The 26,222-nt window shown below is 35.0% G+C and carries 19 protein-coding genes; 8 read left to right on the top strand and 11 right to left on the bottom strand.

Annotated elements, in window-relative coordinates; all coding sequences use genetic code 11:
• Positions 1 to 17 precede the first annotated feature (17 nt).
• Both QWY92_RS05025 and QWY92_RS05020 read right to left on the bottom strand, forming a co-directional pair.
• Entirely contained in the window at positions 18 to 2,477 is a 2,460-nt protein-coding gene (locus QWY92_RS05025; RefSeq protein WP_290268988.1) for a DUF8693 domain-containing protein, read from the bottom strand.
• Between the two features lie 100 nt (positions 2,478 to 2,577).
• A complete protein-coding gene (locus QWY92_RS05020) occupies positions 2,578 to 3,591 on the bottom strand; it encodes a S66 peptidase family protein (protein ID WP_290268986.1) in 1,014 nt (337 codons plus the stop codon).
• Positions 3,592 to 3,738: 147 nt separating this feature from the next.
• Between QWY92_RS05020 and metG the strand changes: the two genes are divergently transcribed.
• The 4 genes from metG (at position 3,739) to QWY92_RS05000 (ending at position 8,036) form a co-directional block, all read left to right on the top strand.
• Positions 3,739 to 5,835, top strand: coding sequence for a methionine--tRNA ligase (gene metG / locus QWY92_RS05015; protein ID WP_290269989.1), 2,097 nt, complete (start codon positions 3,739 to 3,741; stop codon positions 5,833 to 5,835).
• Positions 5,836 to 5,872: 37 nt separating this feature from the next.
• Positions 5,873 to 6,391 carry a ferritin gene (locus QWY92_RS05010; protein WP_290268984.1) on the top strand — a complete coding sequence of 173 codons (519 nt, stop codon included), beginning with the start codon at positions 5,873 to 5,875 and terminating at the stop codon, positions 6,389 to 6,391.
• A 457-nt stretch (positions 6,392 to 6,848) separates the two neighbouring features.
• Positions 6,849 to 7,322 carry a lipocalin family protein gene (locus QWY92_RS05005; RefSeq protein ID WP_290268982.1) on the top strand — a complete coding sequence of 158 codons (474 nt, stop codon included), beginning with the start codon at positions 6,849 to 6,851 and terminating at the stop codon, positions 7,320 to 7,322.
• A gap of 9 nt (positions 7,323 to 7,331) precedes the next feature.
• Positions 7,332 to 8,036, top strand: coding sequence for a YiaD family glycine zipper/OmpA-like lipoprotein (locus tag QWY92_RS05000; RefSeq protein ID WP_290268980.1), 705 nt, complete (start codon positions 7,332 to 7,334; stop codon positions 8,034 to 8,036).
• A 129-nt stretch (positions 8,037 to 8,165) separates the two neighbouring features.
• On the opposite strand, the gene dinB is transcribed toward QWY92_RS05000, so the two are convergent.
• Together dinB and QWY92_RS04990 are read right to left on the bottom strand one after the other, a co-directional pair.
• Positions 8,166 to 9,383 (bottom strand): DNA polymerase IV, encoded by a 1,218-nt coding sequence (dinB, locus tag QWY92_RS04995; protein WP_290268978.1) that lies wholly within the window; start codon positions 9,381 to 9,383, stop codon positions 8,166 to 8,168.
• A complete protein-coding gene (locus QWY92_RS04990; RefSeq protein WP_290268976.1) occupies positions 9,380 to 12,388 on the bottom strand; it encodes a DNA polymerase III subunit alpha in 3,009 nt (1,002 codons plus the stop codon). The genes dinB and QWY92_RS04990 overlap by 4 nt, the downstream gene beginning before the upstream one ends.
• Before the next feature lie 69 nt (positions 12,389 to 12,457).
• Here QWY92_RS04990 and QWY92_RS04985 point away from each other — a divergent pair, with 69 nt between their 5' ends.
• Both QWY92_RS04985 and QWY92_RS04980 read left to right on the top strand, forming a co-directional pair.
• Positions 12,458 to 13,237, top strand: a complete 780-nt coding sequence (locus QWY92_RS04985) for an XRE family transcriptional regulator (RefSeq protein WP_290268974.1) — start codon at positions 12,458 to 12,460, stop codon at positions 13,235 to 13,237.
• 74 nt (positions 13,238 to 13,311) lie between these two features.
• Positions 13,312 to 13,758, top strand: coding sequence for a LexA family protein (locus QWY92_RS04980; RefSeq protein ID WP_290268972.1), 447 nt, complete (start codon positions 13,312 to 13,314; stop codon positions 13,756 to 13,758).
• A gap of 81 nt (positions 13,759 to 13,839) precedes the next feature.
• Here the strand turns inward: QWY92_RS04980 and QWY92_RS04975 are convergent, their stop codons facing one another.
• The 7 genes from QWY92_RS04975 to QWY92_RS04945 all read right to left on the bottom strand — a co-directional run bounded on the left by QWY92_RS04975 (position 13,840) and on the right by QWY92_RS04945 (position 24,841).
• Positions 13,840 to 14,118 carry a F0F1 ATP synthase subunit delta/epsilon gene (locus tag QWY92_RS04975; protein WP_290268970.1) on the bottom strand — a complete coding sequence of 93 codons (279 nt, stop codon included), beginning with the start codon at positions 14,116 to 14,118 and terminating at the stop codon, positions 13,840 to 13,842.
• 75 nt (positions 14,119 to 14,193) lie between these two features.
• On the bottom strand, positions 14,194 to 15,702 hold the full coding sequence (gene atpD, locus QWY92_RS04970) for a F0F1 ATP synthase subunit beta (protein WP_290268967.1): 1,509 nt from the start codon (positions 15,700 to 15,702) through the stop codon (positions 14,194 to 14,196).
• A 169-nt stretch (positions 15,703 to 15,871) separates the two neighbouring features.
• Positions 15,872 to 17,443: an SGNH/GDSL hydrolase family protein gene (locus QWY92_RS04965; protein WP_290268965.1), complete on the bottom strand. Its 1,572-nt coding sequence runs from the start codon at positions 17,441 to 17,443 to the stop codon at positions 15,872 to 15,874.
• A gap of 1 nt (position 17,444) precedes the next feature.
• Complete coding sequence (locus QWY92_RS04960; protein WP_290268963.1) at positions 17,445 to 20,228, bottom strand: TonB-dependent receptor; 2,784 nt, start codon at positions 20,226 to 20,228, stop codon at positions 17,445 to 17,447.
• Positions 20,229 to 20,450: 222 nt separating this feature from the next.
• Complete coding sequence (gene glmS, locus QWY92_RS04955) at positions 20,451 to 22,304, bottom strand: glutamine--fructose-6-phosphate transaminase (isomerizing) (RefSeq protein ID WP_290268961.1); 1,854 nt, start codon at positions 22,302 to 22,304, stop codon at positions 20,451 to 20,453.
• 11 nt (positions 22,305 to 22,315) lie between these two features.
• Positions 22,316 to 24,004, bottom strand: coding sequence for a BamH family beta-barrel-assembly machinery protein (locus tag QWY92_RS04950; protein WP_290268960.1), 1,689 nt, complete (start codon positions 24,002 to 24,004; stop codon positions 22,316 to 22,318).
• A gap of 27 nt (positions 24,005 to 24,031) precedes the next feature.
• The gene (locus QWY92_RS04945; protein WP_290268959.1) at positions 24,032 to 24,841 is read right to left on the bottom strand and encodes a glycogen/starch synthase; all 810 of its coding nucleotides are present in this window, start codon (positions 24,839 to 24,841) and stop codon (positions 24,032 to 24,034) included.
• Positions 24,842 to 25,004: 163 nt separating this feature from the next.
• On the opposite strand from QWY92_RS04945, the gene panC reads away from it, so the two are divergent.
• On the top strand, positions 25,005 to 25,856 hold the full coding sequence (gene panC / locus QWY92_RS04940; protein ID WP_290268957.1) for a pantoate--beta-alanine ligase: 852 nt from the start codon (positions 25,005 to 25,007) through the stop codon (positions 25,854 to 25,856).
• 13 nt (positions 25,857 to 25,869) lie between these two features.
• A complete protein-coding gene (gene panD, locus QWY92_RS04935) occupies positions 25,870 to 26,220 on the top strand; it encodes an aspartate 1-decarboxylase (RefSeq protein WP_290268955.1) in 351 nt (116 codons plus the stop codon).
• Positions 26,221 to 26,222 lie beyond the last annotated feature (2 nt).

Below are 26,222 nucleotides of genomic sequence, written 5' to 3'. Positions count from 1 at the left end.
AAAACAGCTAAAATATGTTAATGAATAACAATTTTTCTAGTTTTTATTGAGTTATCCGAAAGTGTAATTTTAGCAATGTACGGCGCATTGTTTAATAGTTGAAAAGAGTAAGTTTCACTTATTTCGTTAAAACGATATATCTTTCTGCCATATAAGTCAAAAAGATCAATATGGTTTATTGTTAAGCCGTTTGAAGTGGTGAAGCTAAATTGTTTATTGCCAAGATGGACTATTTTAATGGTATTATCATCTACGGTAGTATGCGTATTTGCAGACAAAGAAGTTTGATTATTAAATACAATTTCAAAACGATTATTAAACTCTCCAGTTTCTGAAGTAAAATTATACTCACTTACAGATAAATCATGAAACGTATTGAGTAAATTATCTTTTAGATATACATTGCGCCCTGTTAAGAATTCTCCTTCGATTTTTTCTATGGATAAAGTGTAAGTAGTAGCAGATTCTATTGAAGTTAAAAAGCCTAAGGTAATTATTTCTTCCTCAGTAATACTGCTCGGACTTTTGCCTTGTATTGCGAATTTTTTATCATTTTTATCCTCTATAAGAGTATAGATAATTGAAGCTACACCACTCGATAGGTTTCTTGGTGCATCATAAACCATTCCATCATAATTATCGGTAGCCCCGTTGACATAAGCTATTAATACCTGATTAAATATGCCATTATCTGAAGTTAAATTAATCCATAATTTGTTTGAATCAGGCTGGACTACATTATTGTTTTTTGCATTTGAATTTTTAAAAAATTGACTATTACTGGCACCATTTTTAATTCGCATTGAATTATTAAACGTTACGATGCCGTTTGAGGTTCCTGCTATAAAAAAGCTTTGACCAGACGGTATATATTCCAGAAGCGTTCCAGGGCTATTGTTTACACTCCCGCTTCCAGTAGTCATGATAACATAGTCGTTTTGCGAAAAATTCAAACTTTCATTTCCACTGGTTGTCTCAGAAATAGGTGTGGAATGTGACCATAAATAAGCCGCACCTTCTATAACGCCTGGGTTGTTTGTTACAAAGGCATCAAAATCTAAAGCACTTGGGTAGGGGTTACCAATAAGGTTCCAGTGTCCTCCGGTGTTTAAAGGGTTGTGTGAGATGGGCGTAGTAATAATACCGTTGTTAAACTCACCAATAAACTCATAATCGTAAGGTTGAACTCCGGTATAGCCCGAAATATAATGCATAGCAGCAAAACCAACCCCGGGAGTCATTATGGTGGTGTCTGTGGCATATTGCCAATCATCTCCATTATCATCAATATCATCACTTGCTTGTATTACCTCAAACGTATCTGTGTTATTAATTTCTGTATATTGATCTAAATAGTTATTTGCATCAAACCAATAACGCCTATTAGTATGCTTTAATGGGCTTGCCGCAATAGTTAAATTTTTTATAGGGGAGCTCCAGTAGGTGTAATCGTACCAGTTGTTTAAAGGATGCGTGCTTCTTGTGAAACTAGTGGTGCCGCCAGAATTAGAAAATGTGGCGCTATCATTATTTTGCACTAGGGTGCCATTATTCTTAAGTATTAAGTTACCTGTAACAGTAATATTGTTTTCTACTTCAACATAATAACCGTCTTCAATAATTAAATCGTCATTAACGGTTAGGCTACATGCTGAAAAACTACCATTACTTGTATTGGTTGTATAAGGTCCGTTTATGGTAGCTATAGTTGTAATGTCAGGAATGCCATTACTCCATGTTGTGCCGTTCCATATAGATGTGTTACTGCAACTTGGTATTAGTGTTCCCCATATTTCAATGTTATCTATAGCAATGTCTTCGTCGTCGTTATTAAGTTTAAAATCAATAACCATATCCAAAGTATTACCTGTACCAGTAATAGGAGAGATAAATTGATTAAAAGTGTTTCCTATAGTACTTCCATCTCCAGTTTCATCGAAATCAGTATCTATACGTGCTATAGCATTATCTTCATTTGGAAAAACTCCAGAAGATTCAATCCATAAACATGGATTAAAAGTTCCGCTACTATTTATATCATAATCAAAATGAACGTAATCATTATTTCCTCCAATGTTATTATCCCATCCTCTAGGTGTTGTATTAACTCTTTCTGCTAAATAAACTCTCAATTCAAGGTTTTCATATCCTTCAATATTTATTTGTTCAAGATATAGTGTCGCAATTGAGGTGTTGCCATTTGTTGCATTCTGAACAGCAAAAAAATAATCTCCTAAATCATTTGTTTTACTAAAAGTTACATCGGGTATATTGTTAGTTGATCTGAAGAAGTATTCAGGTCTTGAAGCATCGCTGTAATCAAAAAACTCTGGTTCACTTGTGGTATAAGAAATATCCGTTATAGCAGGATCAGTATCCGTTGGATCGGTTTCAAAAGTTAATTTGGCTATTTTTGTTTGACTAAACCCAAAACTAAATATAAATACTAATGAAAAGAATACTATAGCTTTTTTCATTTCAGGAATGACTTTGTTTTGTAAGCAAATTTAGACAAAAATATGCAATAATAAAAGCCAACCAGTTTGGTGCTGAGCATTAGTGTTTTAAACAGGTTTTTTACTTAAAAACTATTGTTGATTTATCTTTAGTAACGTTTAAATCAATCGTTCGACCTAAAATTAGTGCGCGATTATCTTTTTCGTGACCAGCAGGAATATTAAAAGCAATTGGGAAATCATAATCAGCTAAGGCATCAAGAAATAGTTGTTCAATGCTAGTACCCCAATCGGTAGTGTTTTTTCTAACTTTACTAATGCCACCAATAATGACACCTTCACAATGATCAAAATAACCAGCACGTTTTAAACTCTGTAACATGCGATCTATATGGTATTTGTACTCGCCGACTTCTTCAATAAACAGAATTTTTCCATCGATATTAATACTCGTTTTGGAACCTAACATAGTGTGTAATAAAGTTAAATTACCGCCAACCAAAGGCGCTGTAACTTGCCCTGTGCGGTTGTATTTAGAGCCTTCAACAGTATAACTTAAAGGTTTTCCGAAAATGGCTGCTTTAAAAGTAGCAATAGGTTCTTTAATTTCATTTAAATCATTTGGTAAACTTAGGCACATAATACCGTGGATGCTTTCTATACCTTCATTATGAAATTGGTTGTGTAAACCTGTAATATCGCTATACCCAATAAGCCATTTTGGGTGTTGTTTAAATTTTGTGTAATCGAGTTTGTCTAGAATTCTAACTGTACCATAACCACCACGAGCACACCAAATAGCGCTAACCGTAGGATTGTCTAAAGCGCTTTGGAAATCGGTACAACGTTCATCATCAGTACCTGCAAAATGGTTGGCTTTGTTAAATACATTTTTACCAACAATGGTATGTAGTCCCCAACTTTTAAGTAAGGTTTTGGCGCTTTCAATTTCATCAATACCATTTTTTACAACACCAGATGGCGCTACAATGGCAACCGTATCGCCAGCTTTTAAATATGGAGGTTGTATCAAAGTACTTGGTTTAGTTAACGTTGTTTCTTGTGCTGTAAGTGTCGTTTTTCCGAAGAAAAAAATAACACAAATTAAAATTGTTATGTGTGTAATTCTTGTCATAATGTAAAAGTACATTTTTTTTCTAAATAGCAGGCAAAATGTGTACTTTTACGGCTTCAAAATACGTGTTACTCCGAGTGAAATATTAACGTCTTTAGATATTAAATTGAAATTTTAAGATGATTTTTAAATCTTGAAACACTCGAAATAACCAATAATTTTAATCATAATAATAGAATGAACACACCAAAACGATATACTATTACAGCGGCATTACCATACACCAACGGTCCTATTCATATTGGGCATTTGGCCGGCGTTTACGTGCCCGCAGATATTTATGCCCGCTATTTAAGATTAACCGGAAACGATGTTGCTTTTATTGGCGGAAGTGATGAACATGGTGTGCCTATTACGATTAAAGCGAAAAATGAAGGCGTAACACCGCAAGATGTGGTAGATAAATATCATGCGATTATTAAAAAATCGTTTGAAGATTTTGGAATTACTTACGATAACTATTCGCGTACCTCTGCTAAAATTCATCATGAAACGGCTTCGGAATTTTTTAAAACCTTAAATGATAAAGGGGAATTTATAGAAGAAACTTCAGAACAATTATATGATGCTAAAGCGAATCAGTTTTTAGCCGATCGTTTCGTAGTTGGAACTTGTCCAAAATGTGGAAACGAAGAAAGTTATGGCGACCAATGTGAAAACTGCGGAACCAGCCACAATGCAACAGATTTAATAAACCCAAAATCTGCAATTACTGGAAACGTACCAACGTTAAAGCAAACCAAACACTGGTTTTTGCCGTTAGATAGATATGAGGCCTTTTTAAAAGAATGGATTCTTGTAGGTCATAAAAAAGATTGGAAACCTAATGTTTACGGACAAGTTAAATCTTGGATTGATGATGGTTTACGCCCAAGAGCTGTAACCCGCGATTTAGATTGGGGAATTCCTGTACCTGCCGAAGGTGGCGAGGGTAAAGTACTTTATGTTTGGTTCGATGCGCCAATCGGTTATATCTCGTCTACCAAAGAATGGGCGGCAAGAGAAGGTAAAGATTGGGAACCGTATTGGAAAGATAAAGACACAAAAATGGTTCATTTTATAGGGAAAGACAATATTGTGTTTCACTGTATTATTTTTCCAGCGATGTTAAAAGCGGAAGGATCTTATATTTTACCAGAAAATGTACCGGCCAACGAATTTTTAAATTTAGAAGGCAATAAATTATCAACTTCGAAAAACTGGGCGGTTTGGTTGCCAGAATATTTAGAAGATTTCCCAGGTCAGCAAGATGTTTTGCGTTACGTTTTAACTGCAAATGCACCAGAAACTAAGGATAACGATTTTACTTGGAAAGATTTTCAAGCTAGAAACAATAACGAATTGGTAGCTATTTTCGGAAACTTTATTAACCGTGTAGTGGTTTTAACCAATAAATATTACGACGGATTTGTGCCAACACCTTCCGATTTATTAGAAATAGATCAAGAAACTTTGGCAACCTTAAAGGCATATCCAGATGTTATTGCTAGTTCTATTGAGCGTTACCGTTTTAGAGAAGCGGGACAAGAATTAATGAATTTAGCACGTTTAGGAAATAAATATTTGGCCGATGCTGAGCCTTGGAAAGTAATTAAGGTCGATGCGGAACGTACTAAAACCATTATGTATGTGGCGCTTCAAATTGCTTCAGCTTTAGCGACTTTAAGTGAACCGTTTTTGCCGTTTACATCTACAAAATTGAAAAACATATTATTGCATGCCAATTTAACTTCGGAAGCAGAATGGAATACCATTAAAACGAAAGAAGTATTACTTCCTGCGGGACATAAAATTGGAGAAGCAGAGTTGTTATTCTCAAAGGTTGAAGATGAAACCATCCAGAAACAATTGGATAAATTAACGGCGAGTAAAAAAGCAAACGAAGCAGCAAATAAAGTTGTAGAACCGCAAAAAGAGACTATTACTTTTGATGATTTTACCAAACTAGATTTACGTGTTGGTACTATTTTAGAAGCCGAAAAAATGCCGAAAGCAAAAAAACTTTTAGTTTTAAAAGTAGATACCGGTATCGATGTACGAACTATTGTTTCGGGTATTGCTGAAAGTTTTACTGCCGAAGAAGTGGTTGGTAAAAAAGTAACCGTTTTAGTGAATTTAGCACCAAGAGCTTTACGTGGCGTTGAAAGTGAAGGGATGATTTTAATGACGGAAAGTGAAGATGGTAAATTAGTATTTGTTAATCCAGATACACAGAATGTAACAAATGGATTGGCAATAAGTTAAAGAATTAGTAACTTTATAAAAAAAAACAAGGAAAATTATGTTATCAAAAGCAATAGAAACCGCATTAAACAATCAAATAAAAATAGAAGCAGAATCGTCTCAAATTTATTTAGCCATGGCTTGTTGGGCAGAGGTTAAAGGTTTAGAAGGTGTTGCTAGCTTTATGTATGCACAATCTGATGAGGAACGTGAGCACATGTTAAAATTGGTAAAGTTTGTTAACGAGCGTGGTGGTCATGCAAAAATTTCAGAATTATCAGCACCTAACGTAACGTTTACGTCGTTTAAAGAAATGTTTGAAAAATTATTCGAGCATGAAGTATTTGTGTCTCAAAGTATAAACGATTTGGTTCATATCAGTTTAGAAGAAAGAGATTATGCATCGCATAACTTTTTACAATGGTATGTAGCCGAGCAAATAGAAGAGGAGGCTGTAGCACGTACTATTCTAGATAAAATAAATTTAATTGGAGATGATAAAGGTGGGTTGTATCTTTTTGATAGAGATATAGAGAACTTAACTGTAACTTCCGCATCTGCAGAAGGTTTGCAATAAATTTAACATTTAATCTTATTTAGATTTAATAAAAATAGCTATTTTTGCCCAGATAAATTTGATGTTTATTTTAATTCAGATTCTATTTTGGGCAAGAAAAAGCAAAAAAAGGCGATTAAGATGTTACGAAAATCAGGAATTGAACTTCCTGATAAAGTAAAAAGTAGCTGTTGTAAAAAATTTAAAAAAGGCGAAAATAAGCGTTGTAAAAAATGTCCTTGTTTCGACTTGCTTAAAAAAGTAGCTTAATTACGTCTGCAAAATAAAAAAATCTTCATAGCAAAAACAGCCGTGTTTTGTTATTTTCTAAATTACTTATTTCCGATAGTGTTAAAAAAATAATTTATTGTGACTACCTATGTCTAATAGGGGTCTTACCTTGTGAGGGATAAAATATTTCTTTAGTAAGAAGAAGGAATAAAGTTTAAATCTCAAAAAAATCAACCTATTAATAGCAATGAAAAAAATAGCAATTTTATTAGTATTGGCCTTGGCCTTAGTCGCATGCGGCACGTCAAAAGTAGTGCGTACTTCAAAAAAAGTAATGAAAGGGGATTGGACGTTAAACTCCATTTCTTATAGTGAAACAGGAACCTTTAACGTGTCTCTATTAGACGATGTTTCAAAAGCATGTTTCGAAGGTAGTGATTGGCAGTTTATTCCAAATAATAATTCTGGAGTTTACACCATTAACGATACTGATTGTAGTATTGGAGCTCGTAACTTCATTTTTACTATTCAAGAAATTGATCCAACAACCGATTTATACGATTTTCTTTTAAAACCTACAGATGAAAAGGGGAAATCGGCAACTAATTCGGGTTACAGAATGCAACTTGCACAACTTTCTGAAACTAACATGCAGTGGCAACAAACGCTAAACGTCGAAGGTAAGCCGTTTACAATTACAATGAATTTTATAAAAAAATAAAACCTACTTATGAAAACAATATTTAAAAAAACAGGATTAGTACTTTTAATGGTCGCATTAACACTAAGTGCAGCGAGTTGTAAAACCGTTGAAAATGCAAACAACAAACAAAAAGGAGGCGTTATTGGCGCAGCTGGAGGAGCCATTTTAGGCGCTATTATAGGAAACAACATTGGTAAAGGAGGTAATGGTGAATTAGGTGCTGTTATTGGTGGAGCTATTGGTGGTGGAGCAGGTGTACTTATCGGAAATAAAATGGATAAGCAAGCGCAACAAATAGAAAACGAAATACCTGGAGCAACCGTAGAACGTGTAGACGATGGTATTGTAGTAACTTTTGATGAGAATAGTGGTGTGTATTTCAATACAGCAAAGTATGATGTAAATACAGCTTCTCAAGAAACTTTAAATAAATTAGTAGCTGTTTTTCAAGAATATCCAGATACTAATGTTTTAGTTGTTGGACATACGGATAGTGTTGGTAGCGAAGCTTCTAATATGACTTTGTCTAAAAATAGAGCCAATGCGGTTACTAATTATTTTTTAGGAAAGGGACTAAGTGCTGGTCGTTTTACAACCAATTGGTTTGGTGAAGCTCAACCAACGCACGATAACGCAACTGCAGAAGGGCGTGCTAAAAATAGGAGAGTAAACATTGCTATTCTTCCAAATGAAAAAATGATTGAAGATGCTAAAACTGAAGCTGGACAATAAGCTGAATTTTTATATCGATTAATTTAAAGGCTATTCTGAAAAGAGTAGCCTTTTTTTGTTTTAATATGAAAGGCCTTTGGCTATTCATTTTCAAGAGGTTTATATAAGTTGATGGGGTTGCTTCCTTTTTTACTGACGTCTATTGGGAAGTAAGGGTGGTGGTTCGCCATTAAAAGGATTCCATCGGCTAATGCTTTTAGCGCCCATGCCGGCAGCACTTATTACTGCACGGTCACCGTAACGTTGGCGCATATTATCAATAGCTTGGGTTAAATGAAGTTGTTTTTCATTGTCTTCAAATAGATTAATTTGATAGCCACCTTCTACTAAATGGCTAAATTTAACACCAATTAATCGAACCAATAATCTCCGATTGTATATTTTTTTATACAAATCTAACACTACGGGAATAATACTGTGATCCATTGAGCTATATGGAATACGTTGTTGTTGGGTATAGGTTTGAAAATCGGAATACCTAATTTTAAAAGTGATGCAAGCCGTTAATTTATTACCACGCCGTAATTGATACGCCAAGTTTTCGGTCATAGCAATAATAATTCCTTTTAGTTTTAAAACATCTGTGGTGTCTTTATTAAAAGTCCGTTCGGTGGAAATAGATTTCCGTTCTTGGTATTGTACCACGGGGCTGAGGTCGATACCGTTCGCTTTTTTCCAAATACTTAAACCGTTTTTCCCAAGTACTTTGTGCATTAAATCCATAGGCATATCTTGCACGGTTTTAATGCGTTTTACGCCTAAATCGCAAAGAGATTTATAAGTAACTTCGCCAACCATAGGGATTTTTCGAACGGAAAGTGGCGCTAGAAATGGTTTTTCGGTACCCGATAAAATTTTAATTTCATTGTTCGGCTTCGCTTCACCTGTAGCTATTTTAGAAACCGTTTTATTAATAGATAGTCCGAAAGAAATGGGGAGTCCGGTTTCCTTCATAATACGTTGTCGTAATTCCGAAGCTAATTTATGGCAACCAAAAAACTTATCCATGCCTGTTAAATCGATATAAAATTCATCGATGGACGATTTTTCATAAAGTGGGACACTGTCCTTTATAACATCGGTAACGTTTTTAGAAAAATTACTGTAGATACCAGCGTTTCCGCGTAAAATAACCGCTTCGGGACAAAGTGATTTGGCTAAACGCATGGGCATAGCAGAATGAATGCCAAATTTTCGTGCTTCATAACTACAAGATGCTACAACGCCGCGGCTAGATGTACCTCCAATAAGTACAGGTTTACCAATTAATCGGCTGTCGAGTAGGCGTTCGCAAGACACAAAAAAAGTATCTAAATCCATGTGAACTATGGAGCGGTTTTTATTCATTTTAAATGTCGATTTGTAGGTGTTTTTTTGTTTTGGGTGATAAATTTTGGCGATGGATCACTATAGCGTGGATCTTGGACTATGGCTAGTTTTTCCATGGCAATAACCTCAATAGTAACACAGTCGAATTCTTCTATAACTTTCCCTGTAATGGTATAAATTCCTTTTCCTCTGAACGGATATTTACTTGCTACTGGTGGAAAATGAACGGTGTCAATAAAATGCCCATCATAATCTAAAAAGGTTCCAAAATGCATGTATTTACCGTTTGATGTTCGTGTGTTTTTTGTAGTTACCAAATAGCCTTCGATAGAAATAATACGGTTTTTAAATTTTGTGAGTTGAGTGGCGCGTAACGGTTGCACTGCAGTTTGTTCTAGTAAATAAAAAGGATTACAGAGTGTAAAACCTAAAAGTTCCAAAGCGTCAAAAGCATCTTCTAATGTTGTACTTGGCAGCTCGGGTGTTTTATAATCTATACGTTTGGTTTCAAATAAATTAATAACATGGTCTTGAATTACTGTTTTGCTGGTTTTTAAATGGGCTTCCCAAAGTAATTCACGCTTATTAACACCCGTAAACCGAAACGCATTTATTTTAATAAGAAGTGCTGTTTGCTCTACGGATATCGATAGGCGCTCAATAAAGTCATCCAAACTTTTAAAAGCGCCATTTTTTTCGCGTTCGAAAAGTAATTTTTTAATGGTTTTAACCTCTAAACCATGTAAAAACATAAAGCCTAAATAAATCGTTTTTCCGTTAATAATAGTGTCATTAAAACTCGTGTTAACACAGGGGGCTTCAATACTGCCACCGTGCATTCGCGCTTCGTGAACGTAAAGTTCTGTGCTGTAAAAACCGCCAAAATTATTAATGGTAGCCACCATATATTCCAAAGGAAAATAAGCTTTTAGGAAAAGACTTTGATAACTTTCTACCGCATAAGACGCCGAGTGTCCTTTTGCAAAGGCATAACCAGCAAAACTCTCAATTTGTTTCCATATCTCTTCAACAACATGTTGAGGTTCTCCTTTTGCTTTACAATTATTAAAGAAGAGCTGCTTTACAGATAAAAATTCGTCTCGCGATCTAAATTTACCCGACATACCACGACGTAATTTATCGGCTTCCGCTAAAGTTAAACCGCCAAAATAGTGGGCTACTTTAATTACATCTTCCTGATACACCATTACGCCATAAGTTTCGGGCATAATATTAAGTAATACTGGATGCGCCGTTTTACGGCGTTCGGGATCCCGATAACGTAAAATATATTCTCGCATCATTCCTGATTTTGCAACACCTGGACGAATAATAGAACTTGCCGCCACTAAACCTAAATAATTATCTACTTGTAACTTTTTAAGTAGCATGCGCATGGCGGGCGATTCTACATAAAAACAGCCAATAGCCTGTGCATTTCGTAATATGTGCTTTATGTTTTCGTCGGTTTTAAAACTTTTAATATCATGGATATCAATAGGTGGTTTTTCGGGGTGATTATATTGTACAATGGCTACGGTATCTTTTATTTTTCCTAAACCACGCTGACTTAAAATATCGAATTTATACAATCCAATATCTTCTGCAACTACCATATCGAAATGGGTGGTAGCAAAGCCTTTCGGCGGAAAAAATGTGGCTGTATAATAATGAATAGGCTTTTCCGAAATGATAATGCCGCTAGCATGGATACCCAAATAATTAGGAAACCCCTGAATATATTCACTATAAATAAGGACTAGTTTTGATAACTTATCTAGAGTTTTAATATTATAATGGCCTTTGCTTAGTGTATCAATTTCCGATTTTGGTAATCCGAATACTTTACCCAATTCGCGCACCGATGCTTTAAATTTAAAGGTGTTGTAAACCGCTAAAAGTGCCGTGTTTTTAAATGTTTTAAAGATGAATTGTGTAATATCGTCCCGATCGGTCCATGAAAAATCGATATCAAAATCGGGTGGATTTTTACGATATAGGTTTATAAAACGTTCAAAATATAAATCGAGTTCTACGGGATCCACATCGGTAATACGCAGCAAATACGCCACAATACTATTGGCGCCACTACCTCGGCCTACGTAATAATAGTTTTTACTTCGGGCATATTTGAGAATTTTCCAATTCATTAAAAAATAAGACACAAAATTTTTCTCCTTAATAATACCAAGTTCTTTTTCTATACGGTTAAAAATAACAGCATCTGGTTTTTGGTACCGATAGTCTAAACCATCGTAAGTGAGTTTCTTCAGTAATTTAAAATCTAAATCTTCACTTTTTGTGTACGATTTTTGATTGTTTGGTGTATCTCCCGAAAAATCGAAATTTATAGTACATTGTTTTAAAATAGACTTTGTGTTTTCAATAAGTTCGGGGAATTCATTGTAAACTTCACTTAATTGTTTAGCGGAAAGCATATTGTCGGTTTCTTGACCTTCTTCACTTTTCGGTAATTTACTTAACAAGCAATTATTGGCTATGGCACGAAGTAATCTATGTGTGTTGAATCCTTTTTTATCTTCAAAAGAAACGGGTTGTAAAATGACTAATTTGCTTCTGTTGTTATTTGTTTTAGAGAATTTAAGTTTGTTTAAATCTTGTGGTTTTACACCAATATATTCATGTGTTTTTAGATTGAAATTTTTTCCATGTATATATGGGTAAATCACATAGGTGTCTTCTAATGTTGGAGCTTGCTCTGGTATTATTAAACTGGTATCGTGTAAAAAAGTTGATAAATACGTGTTTATATTATGAAAGCCTGTATTGTTTTTGGCGAGTATTATAAATTGCTGTTGTGCACCGTTTCTAAAATCGACACCTAAAACAGGATTTATATTATATTTGTCTGCAAGCCGGGCAAAATCTAAACAAGCCGATGTGTTATTAATATCGGTTAATGCCATGGTTTTAAACCCATTTGCTGCAGAAAGAGCAAGGAGTTTTTCAGGACTAATAGTCCCGTAACGAAGGCTGAAATAGGAATGACAATTTAAATACATAAGTTTTGCAAAATTAGCTACATTTAAAAGTAATTGTTGCTTACATTTGTAGTAAATAGTATTTATTATATGAAATTCATTCAAACCAATATTAAACATTTACGAGCTCTGAAAAGTTTTTCGCAAGAACGTTTTGCTGATGAGTTGGGATGGACACGTTCCATTGTGGGTTCGTATGAGGAAGGGCGCTCAGAACCTCCAATAGATCGTTTAGTGGAGCTTTCTGCTTATTTTGATATACCTATCGACATCTTGGTGAAAAACGATTTGAGACGCACTAAAAACACGTCGTTTATTGAAGTAGGGAACAAGCGCGTCTTATTTCCAGTAACGGTAAATGATATGGATGAAGATTTAATTGAAATTGTGCCAACAAAAGCTTCAGCAGGCTATTTGCAAGGTTACGCCGATCCAGAATATATTGAGCAACTTCAAAAAATAAAATTACCTTTTTTGCCAACAGGAACGCATCGGGCTTTCCCAATTAGCGGAGATTCTATGTTGCCCGTAAAAGACGGATCGTTTATTGTTGCTAAATTTATAGATACTATAGATGAGGTGAAAAGCGGACGAACCTATATTGTACTCACTAAAGATGATGGACTTGTTTACAAACGGGTTTATAATAAAATTAAAGAAAACGGTTGTTTGGAATTACGTTCAGACAATAGATTATACACGCCTTATGATGTGAAAACCGAAGATATTGTTGAAATATGGGAGTTTACCTGCTGTATTAATACTCAGGAATATTCTGCAGAAGAACTTAAATTAAGCAGTATTCTGAATATGTTTCAGGAGCTTAAGGTTGAGTTAAAATCTATTAAAGGTTTAGAGCCTTATATTTAGTAAAGAACAAAAAATAAGAAGAAAATTATCAATCAATAACGACCAACCAGAAGTATTAACCAAAACCCACCGCTATGTTTTTACCAAAATCGTCACCTTTAACTATTTTTAATCCTGAAGAAGCAGATCATGAAGGAGCACTTTTTTTCGATACAGGAATTTCTGCGGGTTATCCGGCACCGACTGAAGATTTTAGTCATCAACACCAACATTTATCCTTAGATACAGAACTTGTTCGGAATCGAGAAACTACGTTTTATGCACGTGTTAGCGGGCAATCTATGATAGGGGCAGGGTTAGATGATAATGATTTATTAGTAATTGATAGAAGTTTAGAGCCTTCAAACAATAAAATAGCTGTTTGCTTTTTAGACGGGGAGTTTACAGTAAAACGCCTAAAGGTTGATAAGGATGAAATGTGGTTAAAACCTGAAAACCCAGATTATCCTATTATAAAAATAACGAGCGATAATAAGTTTCTTATTTGGGGGATTGTAACTAACGTGATTAAGAAGGTTTAATAATTAATAGGGTTAAGTTTAAAGCAAAAAAAAATGCGAAGTGTAAAACTTCGCATTTTTTATATGGTATAAATTAATGTTTTAGTCTGCTAAAACAATTAATTTATTGTCTTTTAATTCTAACGTTCCAGAGTTAATTTTTAATAAAGTAGCTCCTTTATCGTTTTTAGTAAACTTATCTTGAACCGCTTTATCTATTTCAACGTTTCCTGAAATTTTTACAAAACCGGCTTTCAAAATAGAAATAATCGGTACGTGATTATTTAACATTTCGAATTCGCCATTTACGCCAGGAACAGCAACGCTAGTTACTTCTCCGCTAAATAATGTGGCCTCTGGTGATACAATTTCTAAATACATATTCTTTTAGTTGTGTGTTATTAGTTAATGGTTATTGGTAATACTAGTAACCAACAACTGTAAACTATTAACCAATTACGCTTCAGCTAACATTTTATCTCCAGCTTCAATAGCTTCTTCGATAGTTCCTTTAAGGTTGAATGCTGCTTCTGGTAAGTGATCTAATTCACCATCCATAATCATGTTAAAACCTTTAATAGTTTCTTTAATATCAACTAACACACCTTTAAGACCTGTAAATTGTTCTGCTACGTGGAAAGGTTGAGATAAGAAACGTTGTACACGTCTTGCTCTACCTACGGCTAATTTATCTTCTTCAGATAATTCTTCCATACCTAGAATAGCAATAATATCTTGTAATTCTTTGTAACGTTGTAATAACTCTTTAACTCGTTGTGCACAGTTATAGTGATCGTCACCTAAAATTTCCGCAGTTAAAATTCTTGAAGTAGAATCTAATGGATCTACCGCAGGATAAATACCTAACTCAGCAATTTTACGAGATAATACTGTTGTTGCATCTAAGTGAGCAAAGGTTGTAGCCGGTGCAGGATCCGTTAAATCATCCGCAGGTACGTATACCGCTTGTACAGATGTAATAGAACCTCTTTTAGTTGAAGTAATACGCTCTTGCATAGCACCCATTTCTGTTGCTAATGTTGGTTGGTAACCTACCGCAGAAGGCATACGACCTAATAATGCAGATACCTCAGAACCAGCTTGTGTAAAACGGAAGATATTATCTACGAAGAATAATACATCTTTCCCTTGTCCTTCTCCAGCACCATCACGGAAATACTCAGCAATAGTTAATCCTGAAAGTGCTACACGAGCACGAGCTCCAGGAGGCTCATTCATTTGTCCGAATACGAAAGTCGCTTTAGATTCTTTCATTCCAGATTTATCAACTTTAGATAAATCCCATCCGCCTTCTTCCATAGAATGCATAAAGTCATCACCATACTTGATAATTCCAGACTCTAACATCTCACGTAGTAAATCATTTCCTTCACGAGTTCTTTCACCCACTCCAGCAAATACAGATAAACCACCGTGTCCTTTTGCTATATTGTTAATCAACTCCTGAATTAATACTGTTTTACCTACTCCAGCACCACCAAATAAACCAATTTTACCACCTTTTGCATAAGGCTCAATTAAATCGATTACTTTAATACCTGTAAATAAAACTTCAGTAGAAGTTGATAAATCTTCAAATTTAGGTGCTTGACGGTGAATTGGTAACCCAGCAGAACCTGCTTTAGGTAAATCTCCAAGACCATCAATAGCATCTCCAATTACGTTGAATAAACGTCCGTAAACATCATCACCAATTGGCATTTGTATAGGTGCACCAGTAGCGTTAACTTCTGTACCTCTACTTAATCCATCCGAAGAATCCATAGCGATAGTACGCACAGTATCTTCACCAATGTGAGATTGTACTTCTAATACTAAAAGTGTTCCATCAGCTTTTTTAATTTCTAACGAATCATAAATTTTTGGAAGTTCAGCACCAGCTCCGAATTCAACATCGATAACTGGACCTACTATTTGTGCAACTTTACCTGTAACTTTAGACATTACTTATGTGTTTAATATTATGCGTTTTATTCAATGAAAACACTTTGAGTTTTCGCGTGCAAATATAGGGGTTTTAATTTAAAATGAAAGTTGTTTTTTGAAGCTTTTTTAGAATAAAAAAAACGCATCCCATTGGAATGCGTTTTTTGAATAATTTTTAAGGATACTTTTATTGTAATGTTGGCGAGTAATTTGTTGGATAATCTCCCGCTTTTGTTATGTTTCCAGAGGCTACAAAATTAGAATTAAACGTAGCATCTATAGCTTCTAAAAATTTATTAGCCATTAAAGCGTAACCTCTTGCTGTTAGGTGTATACCGTCTAAACTAACAGCGCCGCCAGTAACTAAGCTGGCACTTAAGTTATAATTGTCAAACATGATACCTGTTGATGCTAATTCATTTAAAATAGCATTTAAATCTACTAATGCTACATTATCATTTGCATCTGAAATAGTTTTAATGGTTAAGTTGTATGCGTCTGTAGCGTCTTTAATGGCGAGTTGTTCTTCAGGTGTTAAAACCCATTGATCGGTTAATGGACGGGCTACTCCATTTACAGTTTGTGGATTTCCAGGAATAGCTTCTGTACCTATAAAAGAAGAAGCGCTTAGCACTAGTAAGTCGTCCGCCGTTGCTTGTCTAATATTAACTAATGCGGAATTTATAGCTGTTAAATCGGTTAAATCTTCATCCATAATTACAACAGCATTTCCTGCTCCTGCTGTAAATGTAATGGTTCGTTTTGCTATTTCAGCATCGGCTAATTCTTGTGTAAATGGTGTGTTTGCTACTAAATAATCAAAGGCTTGCACAATCCCCGCGTTGTATGCTCCATAAACATTAGCACTATTTAAATAGGCTGCTGTATCTGCATCTAAAGGGATTGGGTTGTGTGGTACCGTTGTAAAATGTGGTAAATCTGTTATATACGGTACATTTGTTACTACGCCTTTTGCGCCACCACTAGTTAAAGTGGTTAATAAACCATTAAAAACACTAGCAAAAATATTAGGATCGGTGATGTCATTAGATCCGTAAGTGGTTAGATCTAGGTTACCTTTTTGATCTTTTCCAAGTCCGCCAGAAAGCGCAAAACTTAGTACATCATTTCCTCCCATTTCCGAAAGGGTAAAAAACGTTGGACTTTGAGCCATGGCATCTTCTATGATTGAAGCATTAGAACTAGATGCCATTCTAATAAAGTAAGGATTAGCGGTAGATCCTAAACCTGCTAAATTTCCATAATCTGTTGAAAGTAAATGAAAACTTTTAGCTCCAGGAACTCCCATATTATTGAAGGGTCCTGTTGGTTTATTTAAAACAATATCTGTAGATACCGTTACTGGGCCAACCACAGTTTCTAAAGGTACTGGAGTAGAACCGCCAAAAACAAGTCTTGGTTCTGCTATTCTTGTGCCGCCTGCCGCTAGTCCTCCAAAATTATCATTGGTTATTGGTTGTGTAAAGTTTCCACCTCCTGCAAGGGCAAATTGATTTGCCAATAAGTTTGGAAAAGAATTGTTTTGCCCCGCCATAAACAACGCGCCATCAGTATATCCTGAGGTAAATGAAGCGCCTAATGAAACATAATTTGAGAAATCGGCAGAACCAGAGGTGAGTTCTGGTAAAATTTCAACGGTTTCTTCTCGACTAACATCTTCAATTTCGTTACAACTTGTAAAAGCTATTAAGGCTGATAATACGACTATATATTTTGAATTTATTATTGTGTTCTTCATCTTATAAATTATTAATTGTCCATGAAACATAGTACATTGATCCGATATGACCTGTACCTACTGCAGTGAAATATTCATCTCCTAAAAGATTGGTGGCACCGGCTTTAAAAATAGATTTCATAGATGGAACCTTCAAGTTAATTTGTGCATCTACTACATGAAATTCTGGAACAACACCATCAGCAAAAGTTGCTTCCCAATAATAATCATCACTAAATCTATAAGCGATGTTAAATCCGAAGTTTTCAAATAAATCGGTATTACCAAAAGAGGCTTTAAATTTATGTTCTGGGGTATTAAAGTTTGTTGCAAAATCTGGATATGCTTCGCTATCAAAATCTAATTTAGCATAAGTATAACTTCCGCTTAAATCGAAATCACCAAATACTTTAGTAGAAACGCCGATAGATGTACCATACGAGTTTACGTTAGCCTTAGAGTTTGTATAGGTGCTATATGCTTGGCTATCTCCATTTGCTAAAGCCAGTACTGATGCTCCACCATCACCAACTGTTCCATAAAAAGGAGCCACAACAACTTCTTGAGATATAAAATCTTTATAACTATTGTAATAAGCACTAAGGTCGACAGTGATTTTATTAAATTTACCTCTGTATCCAACTTCTCCTGATGTTACTTGTTCTGGTTTTACAACATCTGGATTTGCAACTTCTAAAACAGCAGGGTTTCCTGTTGCGGCTAATTCTAAAGCAGAACTTGCCGTATATGAATTATTATAAGCTGCAGCTCCTGTTTGATTAACGGTGGTGGATTGTAATATAGCAGCTCCTCCCGGTGATAAATCGTAATTTCTAGTCCAACGATCTAAATTACTAGGAGCAGAACCTACTAAAATGGCTCTACCCGCATTTAGGCCGATAAATAAATCTTGAGTTGTAGGGTTTCTAAATCCTGTTTGCACAGAAGCTCTAATATTATGGTTTTTATTAAGTGTAAGTGCTGCAGAAATTCTGGGAGATACAAAACCATCGAAAAACTCTGACTTATCATAACGCGCAGACCCTGTTAATTTCAGTTCCATTTCGTCGTTAAGCTCGAGGTTTTTCTGAATTTGAGTATAAATTCCATATTCTGAATACGTAATAGGTGCGTCGATATCAGTATAAATAGTACCTGAAGAGTTTAAACTATATTCTCTAAAAGAACCACCAACTTGAATATCTGCAAAATCGATAAGATGACTGAAATTATAATTAGCATCTGCATGGTAATATTTAGAAGCATCTTGAAATTTGGAGCCTGTAGTTAAATCTGGATCTGCTATACTTTTGTTAAAAGCAGCAACAAACTCATCAGAACCTGGAAGAAATCTTCCTGTATCAGCAGCTGCTCTGGCTGCGGCATGTGCTTGAGTTTCATCCGCACCACCAAGGGTTGCCGAAATAAAGGCACCTGTATATTCGCCAAACCATGTATTATTATCTTTCCAGGCACTATTAATGTTTATACCAGTAAAAACCATATCGTAAGAATCTCCAGCTTTATCTGATACTACATAACCCCTAACAAAGAAGTTATCGTTTCTAATTTCAAGTTTATGTTGTTCTTGAAAAAAGTTATTAATGTTATACCTGTTAGTTCCTTGATAAATAGTTGAACCTGTTCCAACTTTACCAACATAAGATACTTCAAAATCATTTTCCCATGGGCGATAGTATAAACCCCAATCAGATTTAATACTGCTCGCATCATAATTTGTTAGATCTTTCTCATCATACCCCGTTCTACTTACATCAACAAGTGGTACTAATTTTGCTAAATCCCGATTTGGCAACTGTGCTAAAAAAGTTTCGCTTTCTATTACATTTTTTAAGTTTGTAGAAACCTCATCGCCATAAACATTTACACCGTCGTAATCTATATTTGCTCTTGTTCCTCCTATATTGGTTTTGTCATCTTCATTAACTGCAGCCCAATCGGTTCCTTTTAAGTAACCAAAGTTAATTTTAGCTGCAAATTTATTGCTGAATTTATAAGCAGCTCTAATACTAACATCTGTATATGTATTATCGCCAGAAGCTTCTTGTGAAGTAAGTCCTCTTTTTACCGATGCACTCAGTCCTTGATGATCGAAAGGGTTTTTACTTCGCATAAATAAAATTCCATTAAAGGCGTTTGCGCCATATAAGGCTGAAGATGCTCCGGGAAGTAATTCTACACTTAAAACATCCGTTTCTGTCATGCCTACCAAGTTTCCAATAGGGAAGTTTAAAGCGGGTGTTGAGTTATCCATGCCATCTACCAATTGCATAAATCTGTTATTAGCAAATGTGGCAAAACCTCTCGTGTTTACTGATTTGAAAGTTAAACTATTCGTATTTACATCTACGCCTTTCAAGTTTTCTAGACCATCATAAAAATCGGCAGAGGCTGTGTTTTTAATTTCTTTTAATCCGAAGCGCTCAACGGTAACAGGAGATTCAAATATGCGCTCTGGTGTTCGTGAAGCGGAAATTACAACTTCATCTAAAGAAGTTCCTTCTTTCAATACAAAGTTTACCTTTTGTTTGTTAACGGTAATTTGTATAGTTTGAGTTTCAAAACCAACGCTACTAGCTTGTACCGAAAAAGGTGGTGCTTGGTTATACGTTAGAGAGAAATTACCATCGAAATCGGTGACATTTCCAGTGGAAGTTCCAACAACGATAATATTTGCTCCAGGAATGGGTTGGCTGTTATCATCGACGACAGTACCGGTAATAGTTGTTTGCGAAAACGATAATCCACAAAAAAACAACATGAGTAAAGGAAGAATTCTTTTCATTGCTTTCAATAAGTTTTGGGTTTACATTAGCACAATATATAGATATTAAATATCATTTTTGCATAAATTCGCAAAAAACTTATGCATGCATAGTATAAATTAGCAAAAATAGGTGCTTTAAATTGCGAAATATACAATTGAAGTGTTTTAAAACGAAAAATCAGCATAATTTATTTCTAAACTATGCTGATTTGTTTTTAACTTGAAAAGAAGAGGTTTCTTCTATTCCACGGTAACCGATTTTGCTAAGTTACGTGGTTGATCTACATTTTTATCAAGAAGTACCGCAATATGATACGATAATAATTGAAGTGGAATAGTTGTTAATAATGGTGAAAGTGATTCTAAAGTTTCTGGAACTTCAATGACGTGGTCGGCCAATTCCCTAACCTGTGTATCTCCTTCGGTAACTATACCTATAATTTTTCCTTTTCTAGATTTTATTTCCTGAATATTGCTTACAACTTTTTCGTAATGGCCTTTTTTAGTTGCGATAACTACAATCGGCATATTTTCGTCTATTAAAGCAATTGGCCCGTGCTTCATTTCTGCGGCAGGATAACCTTCAGCATGAATATACGAAATCTCTTTAAGTTTCAATGCGCCTTCTAGAGCTACAGGGAAGTTAAAACCACGACCTAAATAAAGGATATTTCTAACATCTTTATAAATGTCTGCTATCATTTTGATATGTTCGTCCGATTTTAATGCTTCTTCAACTTTCTTCGGAATCATTTCTAATTCAAGTAAGTGTTGACGGAAGTCTGAACTACTAATAGTGCCTTTGGCTCTAGCTAATCGTAAAGCAATAAGAGTTAATACTGTTATTTGTGTTGTAAATGCTTTTGTTGATGCTACTCCAATTTCTGGTCCAGCATGTGTGTAAGCTCCAGCATCCGATTCTCTAGCGATAGATGAACCAACTACATTACAAACTCCAAACACAAAAGCGCCTTTAGATTTTGCTAGTTTTATAGCTGCTAAAGTATCTGCTGTTTCACCAGATTGTGAAATAGCAATAACGATATCTTTTTCTGTTATTATTGGGTTTCTGTATCTAAATTCCGAAGCATATTCAACTTCAACAGGAATTCTAGCTAAATCTTCAAAGATGTATTCAGCGACTAATCCGGCATGCCATGATGTTCCGCAAGCTACAATAATAATACGGTCGGCATTAAGAAAACGTTTCATGTTATCTTCAACACCTGCCATTTTAATAATAGCTTCGTTTCTTAATAATCTACCACGATATGTATCGGTGATGGCTTTTGGTTGCTCATGAATTTCTTTAAGCATGAAATGATCGTAACCCCCTTTTTCAATTTGCTCTAAATTTAATTGAAGCTCCTGAACGTAGGTTGGTACTATAGTATCATCTTTTATTTTTCTAACTTTTATGCCTTTATGGAATCGAATAACAGCCATTTCTTCATCTTCTAAATACACGGCGTTTTTGGTGTATTCTAAAAATGGAGAAGCATCACTAGCAATAAAAAATTCGCTTTCATCTTCGCCAATACCAATAGCAAGTGGGCTACCTAAACGGGCAACGACAACTTCTTCTGGTTTGTTTTTATCGAAAACAGCAATAGCATAAGCGCCTATAACTTGGTTAAGTGCTACTTGAACAGCTTTACCTAATTTTACGTTTTCTTTCTTTTTTACGTCTTCAATTAAATTAATAAGGACTTCTGTATCTGTATCTGATTGGAAGGTGTATCCTCTAGTAATTAATTCTTGTTTTAGAGCGTCGTAATTTTCTATAATTCCGTTGTGAACAATAACCAATTCACCGGAATTTGAAACGTGAGGATGTGAGTTAACATCGTTTGGTACACCATGAGTGGCCCAACGTGTATGTCCAATACCAACATTACCGGTATTAGAAATCTCTATTTTAGCACGAGCTTCTAAATCGGCTACTTTTCCTTTAGTTTTTGATACTTTTAAGTCGTTGCCATCAAAAAGGGCAATACCTGCGCTATCGTATCCTCTGTATTCTAGTCGTTTTAATCCTTCAATTACAATCGGGTAAGCTTCTCTATGGCCAATATAGCCTACAATTCCACACATAAGTTAAGTCATTAGTTATTTGGCGCTGTATAAAACACCTTAAGTTTCATTCTTGTTTTGTCATCAACATTAACGTTAGAACCATATAGTATAGTGCCCTCAGGTGTTATAATAGAAGCTGCTGGTACGTTAGTAACATCATCACTTTCACTATCAGCGATAGCAGCATTTGTTGTGTAATTTACATTGCTTGATAACACTAAACCTATTTTGGTGTTTGTTGAATTCCGGACCAATATATTGTTTAAATGTTCTGTTAAACGAATTTTATATTTGTAATTGTCGTTTTCATCGATAACACGTTGTCCTAAGCTAATAAGCTTAGAATTAAAGGGATCTGTGCTAGATTCGATCACATCGTTAGAATAATCACTAGTAATAAAGCTGTTTTCAATATCGTAAGCATAAATTCTATTGTAGTGACTAAAGTCATTACCATTTTCGTCTTGTGGGAAGTTGGCACCTTGCATAAGGTCGTTTTCAAAAACAATAAGTTGTGCATCATTGATCAGTCTAGATAGAAGGAAATTTCCATCGTCGTCGGTTTTATAACCTCCCGCACCGTCAGACACTCTGTAATCATCAATAAAGTTGGCTTTAGCATCTTCATCTTCGAATAAATCAACAACAACCATTGCGTTACCGGCTCCTTTTAAGTAGAGCGTTTCATCGCCATCAACATCATCGCCATCAGCTAAAGTAACTTCAGTAATATCGTTTGTAAACGAGTTAAGTGTATTTCCTGAAAAGGTTAATACATAAGTGCTTGCTACTGTTTCTCCATCGGTAGCAGAATCTTGTTGGTAATAAATGGTAATATTTGCAGCGGTAGTTCCCATGTTTAATAGAATCATGCTGCCATCGGCAGCTTCGGCTTCAGCTTTAAAGAATAGACCTCTAAAGTAGTTGCTAAAGTTATTTGAGTTACTCAATTCTGTACTGTTATTTTTCTTGATAATAGTATTATGCCAGAATGTGGTATCTAATTTCACTCTAAAAGCAGGCACCGATCGTGTTATTACTTCATCATCGGTATCTCTATCTGTAACTAGAATGATAGGGTTTGCGCTTGGTGTAACACTGGTTGGTTCTAAAATAGTTTCGCCAATATTAGCATCAAAATTAATAGGAGATGTGCCGTTGTAAACAAAATTATCTGAGCTACCATCTGAATAAGAATAGTATTTTTGAGAATCTGTTAGCTCGCCAGCAGGATCAAAATTTCTTAAAAAGTAATTATTCTGATAAATAGATAATTTAAAAGGCTTTGTTGTGCCGTTATAATCACCATATAATGAATCTTGAATGGTGTAAAGCGCATTACCGTCATCATCGAAGTCGTTCGTTCTGCTGTAATAAGGAATAGAAACAACAACAGAATCTATCGTAGGGTTATCACCAAGTTCGCCACTTGTGTTTGAAGGTGATACTTGCGTTATAATACTTGCCGTGGTTTGCCCGTAAGCAGGATCGTTATATACCCCAAGTAAATACGATGCTAAACCATTAACTTGAACAGATTCTAGTTTTTTGTTATAAGCCGTAATAGGAATTTCCTCAACGTTTGTATTAAAATTTGAATTATTTTCTCCTAAAACATTACTTTCTATTACTGTGAAATCTTTGTCGCAGGCAACAAAAGCAGCTGTTGAAAATAGGAAAATTGCAGAAAATTTAAGGGCTTTAAATGTCTTTTTCATAAGTTGTTTTAAATGAATCTGAGAAGGCTAGCCTAAAACTTCGTTGTTAAAGAAATTTGTATAAGCTTCGCCAAATTCATCTTTGCTTTTATACTCTAAAATAGGTTTGTCCGATGCTTTTATGTAAGCATCAACTTCTTCTGTTAATTGTTCAGACCCTACTATTATGGCGTCAGAATAATCGATAGCAACTTTCATCAAGTTGTTATAAGTTGGTTCTTCGAGCACGCTAATAGCGTCATCCTTAATATTGTCAAATTTAATCTTATTAATCATATCTTTATTTAACGTATTGTTAAAACTTTGATTGTATACCGAAGTCACAATTTTGCTTTCGTTAAATAAAGGCTCATCCTTGTAATATTCTTTTAAGTAAACAGGAAGTAGCGATGCTAACCAACCGTGAACATGAATAATATCTGGAGACCAGTTTAATTTTTTTACCGTTTCTATAACGCCTTTTGCGAAGAAAATAGCACGTTCGTCATTGTCAGAAAATAATTTTCCTGCTTCATCCGTAAGTGTGGCTTTTCTTTTAAAATACTCGTCGTTATCAATAAAATAAACCTGAATACGCTCTTTTGGGATAGAGGCAACCTTAATAATTAGAGGCATATCTAAATCGTTTATCACTAAATTGATACCCGATAATCTGATTACTTCGTGTAATTGGTGTCTTCTTTCGTTAATATTGCCATATCTTGGCATGAAGATTCTTATTTGTCCGCCTTGTTGATTTACAAGTCTTGGCGCCTCGAACGACATTGACGAAATCTCTGTTTCTGGTAAATAAGGAACTACCTCAGATGATACGTATAATACCCTCTTATCTTTCATATTTTTATTTTTGATGACTTTTAATTCATTTTTGAATGAAAATTCTTGACAAAAACGCAATGTTTATAGCGAATTCTCATTAAAAAACACGCAAAAGTACAAAATTTTATGCAGATTGCCTGTAAAAATCTTAAGTTTGCAAGCGTTAATTTTTTTATAGAAAGTGGAAGTTTACTCAGAAAAACAACAAATTACGGCAGCAATAGATGCGCTAAAAGCAGAAAAGCTAACCGTAGGTCTAGTACCAACGATGGGTGCTTTACACGAAGGACATTTAGAATTGGTTATTAAGGCTTTGGAAGAAAACGACCATGTTGTGGTTAGTATTTTTGTAAATCCTACCCAATTTGATAACCCAGACGATCTCGACAAATATCCGAGAACGCTAGAAAACGATGTTAAATTATTAAATACAGTAAGCGATAACAAAATACTTGTTTATGCGCCTACGGTAGATGATGTTTACGATGGAAATACCGTATCGGAGCACTATGATTTTGATGGTTTAGAATTTGAAATGGAAGGCAAATTTCGTCAAGGGCATTTCGATGGTGTAGGTACTGTAGTTAAACGTTTGTTTGATATTGTGAAACCTCATAAAGCTTATTTTGGCGAAAAAGATTATCAGCAACTTCAAATTATTAGAAAGCTCGTAGAAAAACACCAAATGCCATTAACTATTGTGGGTTGCGAAATCCATCGAGAAGCCAATGGTTTAGCTATGAGTTCGCGAAATACAAGGTTGAAACCCGAGTATGCCGAAGCTGCGCCTTTCATTTATGAAACCTTAAAAACTGCCAAAATAAAATTTGGCACAAAAAGTGCTACTGAAGTACAGGAATGGGTGGAGAAGCAATTCGCAAAACATGATTTATTAGAATTAGAATATTTCATTATTTCCGAAGTAGAAACCTTGAAGCCTTTAAAACGAAAATCGAATAACAAATCATATAGAGGTTTTATAGCCGTATATGCCGATGATATTAGACTTATTGATAATATCGCATTAAATTAATTATCTTTGCCACATGCAAATTACAGTAGTAAAATCGAAAATTCATAGAGTAAAAGTCACTGGAGCGGACTTAAATTATATTGGTAGTATTACTATTGATGAAGATTTAATGGATGCCGCCAATATTATTCAAGGAGAAAAAGTTCAAATTGTAAATAATAACAATGGTGCCAGATTAGAAACTTATGCTATTCCAGGGCCAAGAAACTCTGGAGAAATTACATTAAACGGCGCTGCTGCACGATTGGTAGCACCAGGCGATGTTCTTATTTTAATCACTTACGGTATCATGGATATTGAAGAAGCTAAGGTGTTTAAGCCGTCGTTGGTTTTTCCAGACGAAGCTACCAATTTACTTAAATAGCT

Source organism: Algibacter miyuki (assembly GCF_030409805.1).
Taxonomy (GTDB): Bacteria; Bacteroidota; Bacteroidia; order Flavobacteriales; family Flavobacteriaceae; genus Algibacter; species Algibacter miyuki.
This window is presented reverse-complemented; position numbering and strand designations above follow the sequence as displayed.

Excerpts from the sequence above, each read along its gene's own strand:
- QWY92_RS05025 (WP_290268988.1), bottom strand. The coding sequence starts at position 2,477 with ATGAAAAAAGCTATAGTATTCTTTTCATTAGTATTTATATTTAGTTTT.
- glmS (WP_290268961.1), bottom strand. The coding sequence starts at position 22,304 with ATGTGTGGAATTGTAGGCTATATTGGCCATAGAGAAGCTTACCCGATT.
- QWY92_RS04950 (WP_290268960.1), bottom strand. The coding sequence starts at position 24,004 with ATGAAAAAGACATTTAAAGCCCTTAAATTTTCTGCAATTTTCCTATTT.
- QWY92_RS04975 (WP_290268970.1), bottom strand. The coding sequence starts at position 14,118 with ATGTATTTAGAAATTGTATCACCAGAGGCCACATTATTTAGCGGAGAA.
- QWY92_RS05005 (WP_290268982.1), top strand. The coding sequence starts at position 6,849 with ATGAAAAAAATAGCAATTTTATTAGTATTGGCCTTGGCCTTAGTCGCA.
- QWY92_RS04990 (WP_290268976.1), bottom strand. The coding sequence starts at position 12,388 with ATGTATTTAAATTGTCATTCCTATTTCAGCCTTCGTTACGGGACTATT.
- QWY92_RS05010 (WP_290268984.1), top strand. The coding sequence starts at position 5,873 with ATGTTATCAAAAGCAATAGAAACCGCATTAAACAATCAAATAAAAATA.
- atpD (WP_290268967.1), bottom strand. The coding sequence starts at position 15,702 with ATGTCTAAAGTTACAGGTAAAGTTGCACAAATAGTAGGTCCAGTTATC.
- dinB (WP_290268978.1), bottom strand. The coding sequence starts at position 9,383 with ATGAATAAAAACCGCTCCATAGTTCACATGGATTTAGATACTTTTTTT.
- panD (WP_290268955.1), top strand. The coding sequence starts at position 25,870 with ATGCAAATTACAGTAGTAAAATCGAAAATTCATAGAGTAAAAGTCACT.
- QWY92_RS04945 (WP_290268959.1), bottom strand. The coding sequence starts at position 24,841 with ATGAAAGATAAGAGGGTATTATACGTATCATCTGAGGTAGTTCCTTAT.
- QWY92_RS04960 (WP_290268963.1), bottom strand. The coding sequence starts at position 20,228 with ATGAAAAGAATTCTTCCTTTACTCATGTTGTTTTTTTGTGGATTATCG.
- QWY92_RS04985 (WP_290268974.1), top strand. The coding sequence starts at position 12,458 with ATGAAATTCATTCAAACCAATATTAAACATTTACGAGCTCTGAAAAGT.
- QWY92_RS05020 (WP_290268986.1), bottom strand. The coding sequence starts at position 3,591 with ATGACAAGAATTACACACATAACAATTTTAATTTGTGTTATTTTTTTC.
- QWY92_RS05000 (WP_290268980.1), top strand. The coding sequence starts at position 7,332 with ATGAAAACAATATTTAAAAAAACAGGATTAGTACTTTTAATGGTCGCA.
- QWY92_RS04980 (WP_290268972.1), top strand. The coding sequence starts at position 13,312 with ATGTTTTTACCAAAATCGTCACCTTTAACTATTTTTAATCCTGAAGAA.
- QWY92_RS04965 (WP_290268965.1), bottom strand. The coding sequence starts at position 17,443 with ATGAAGAACACAATAATAAATTCAAAATATATAGTCGTATTATCAGCC.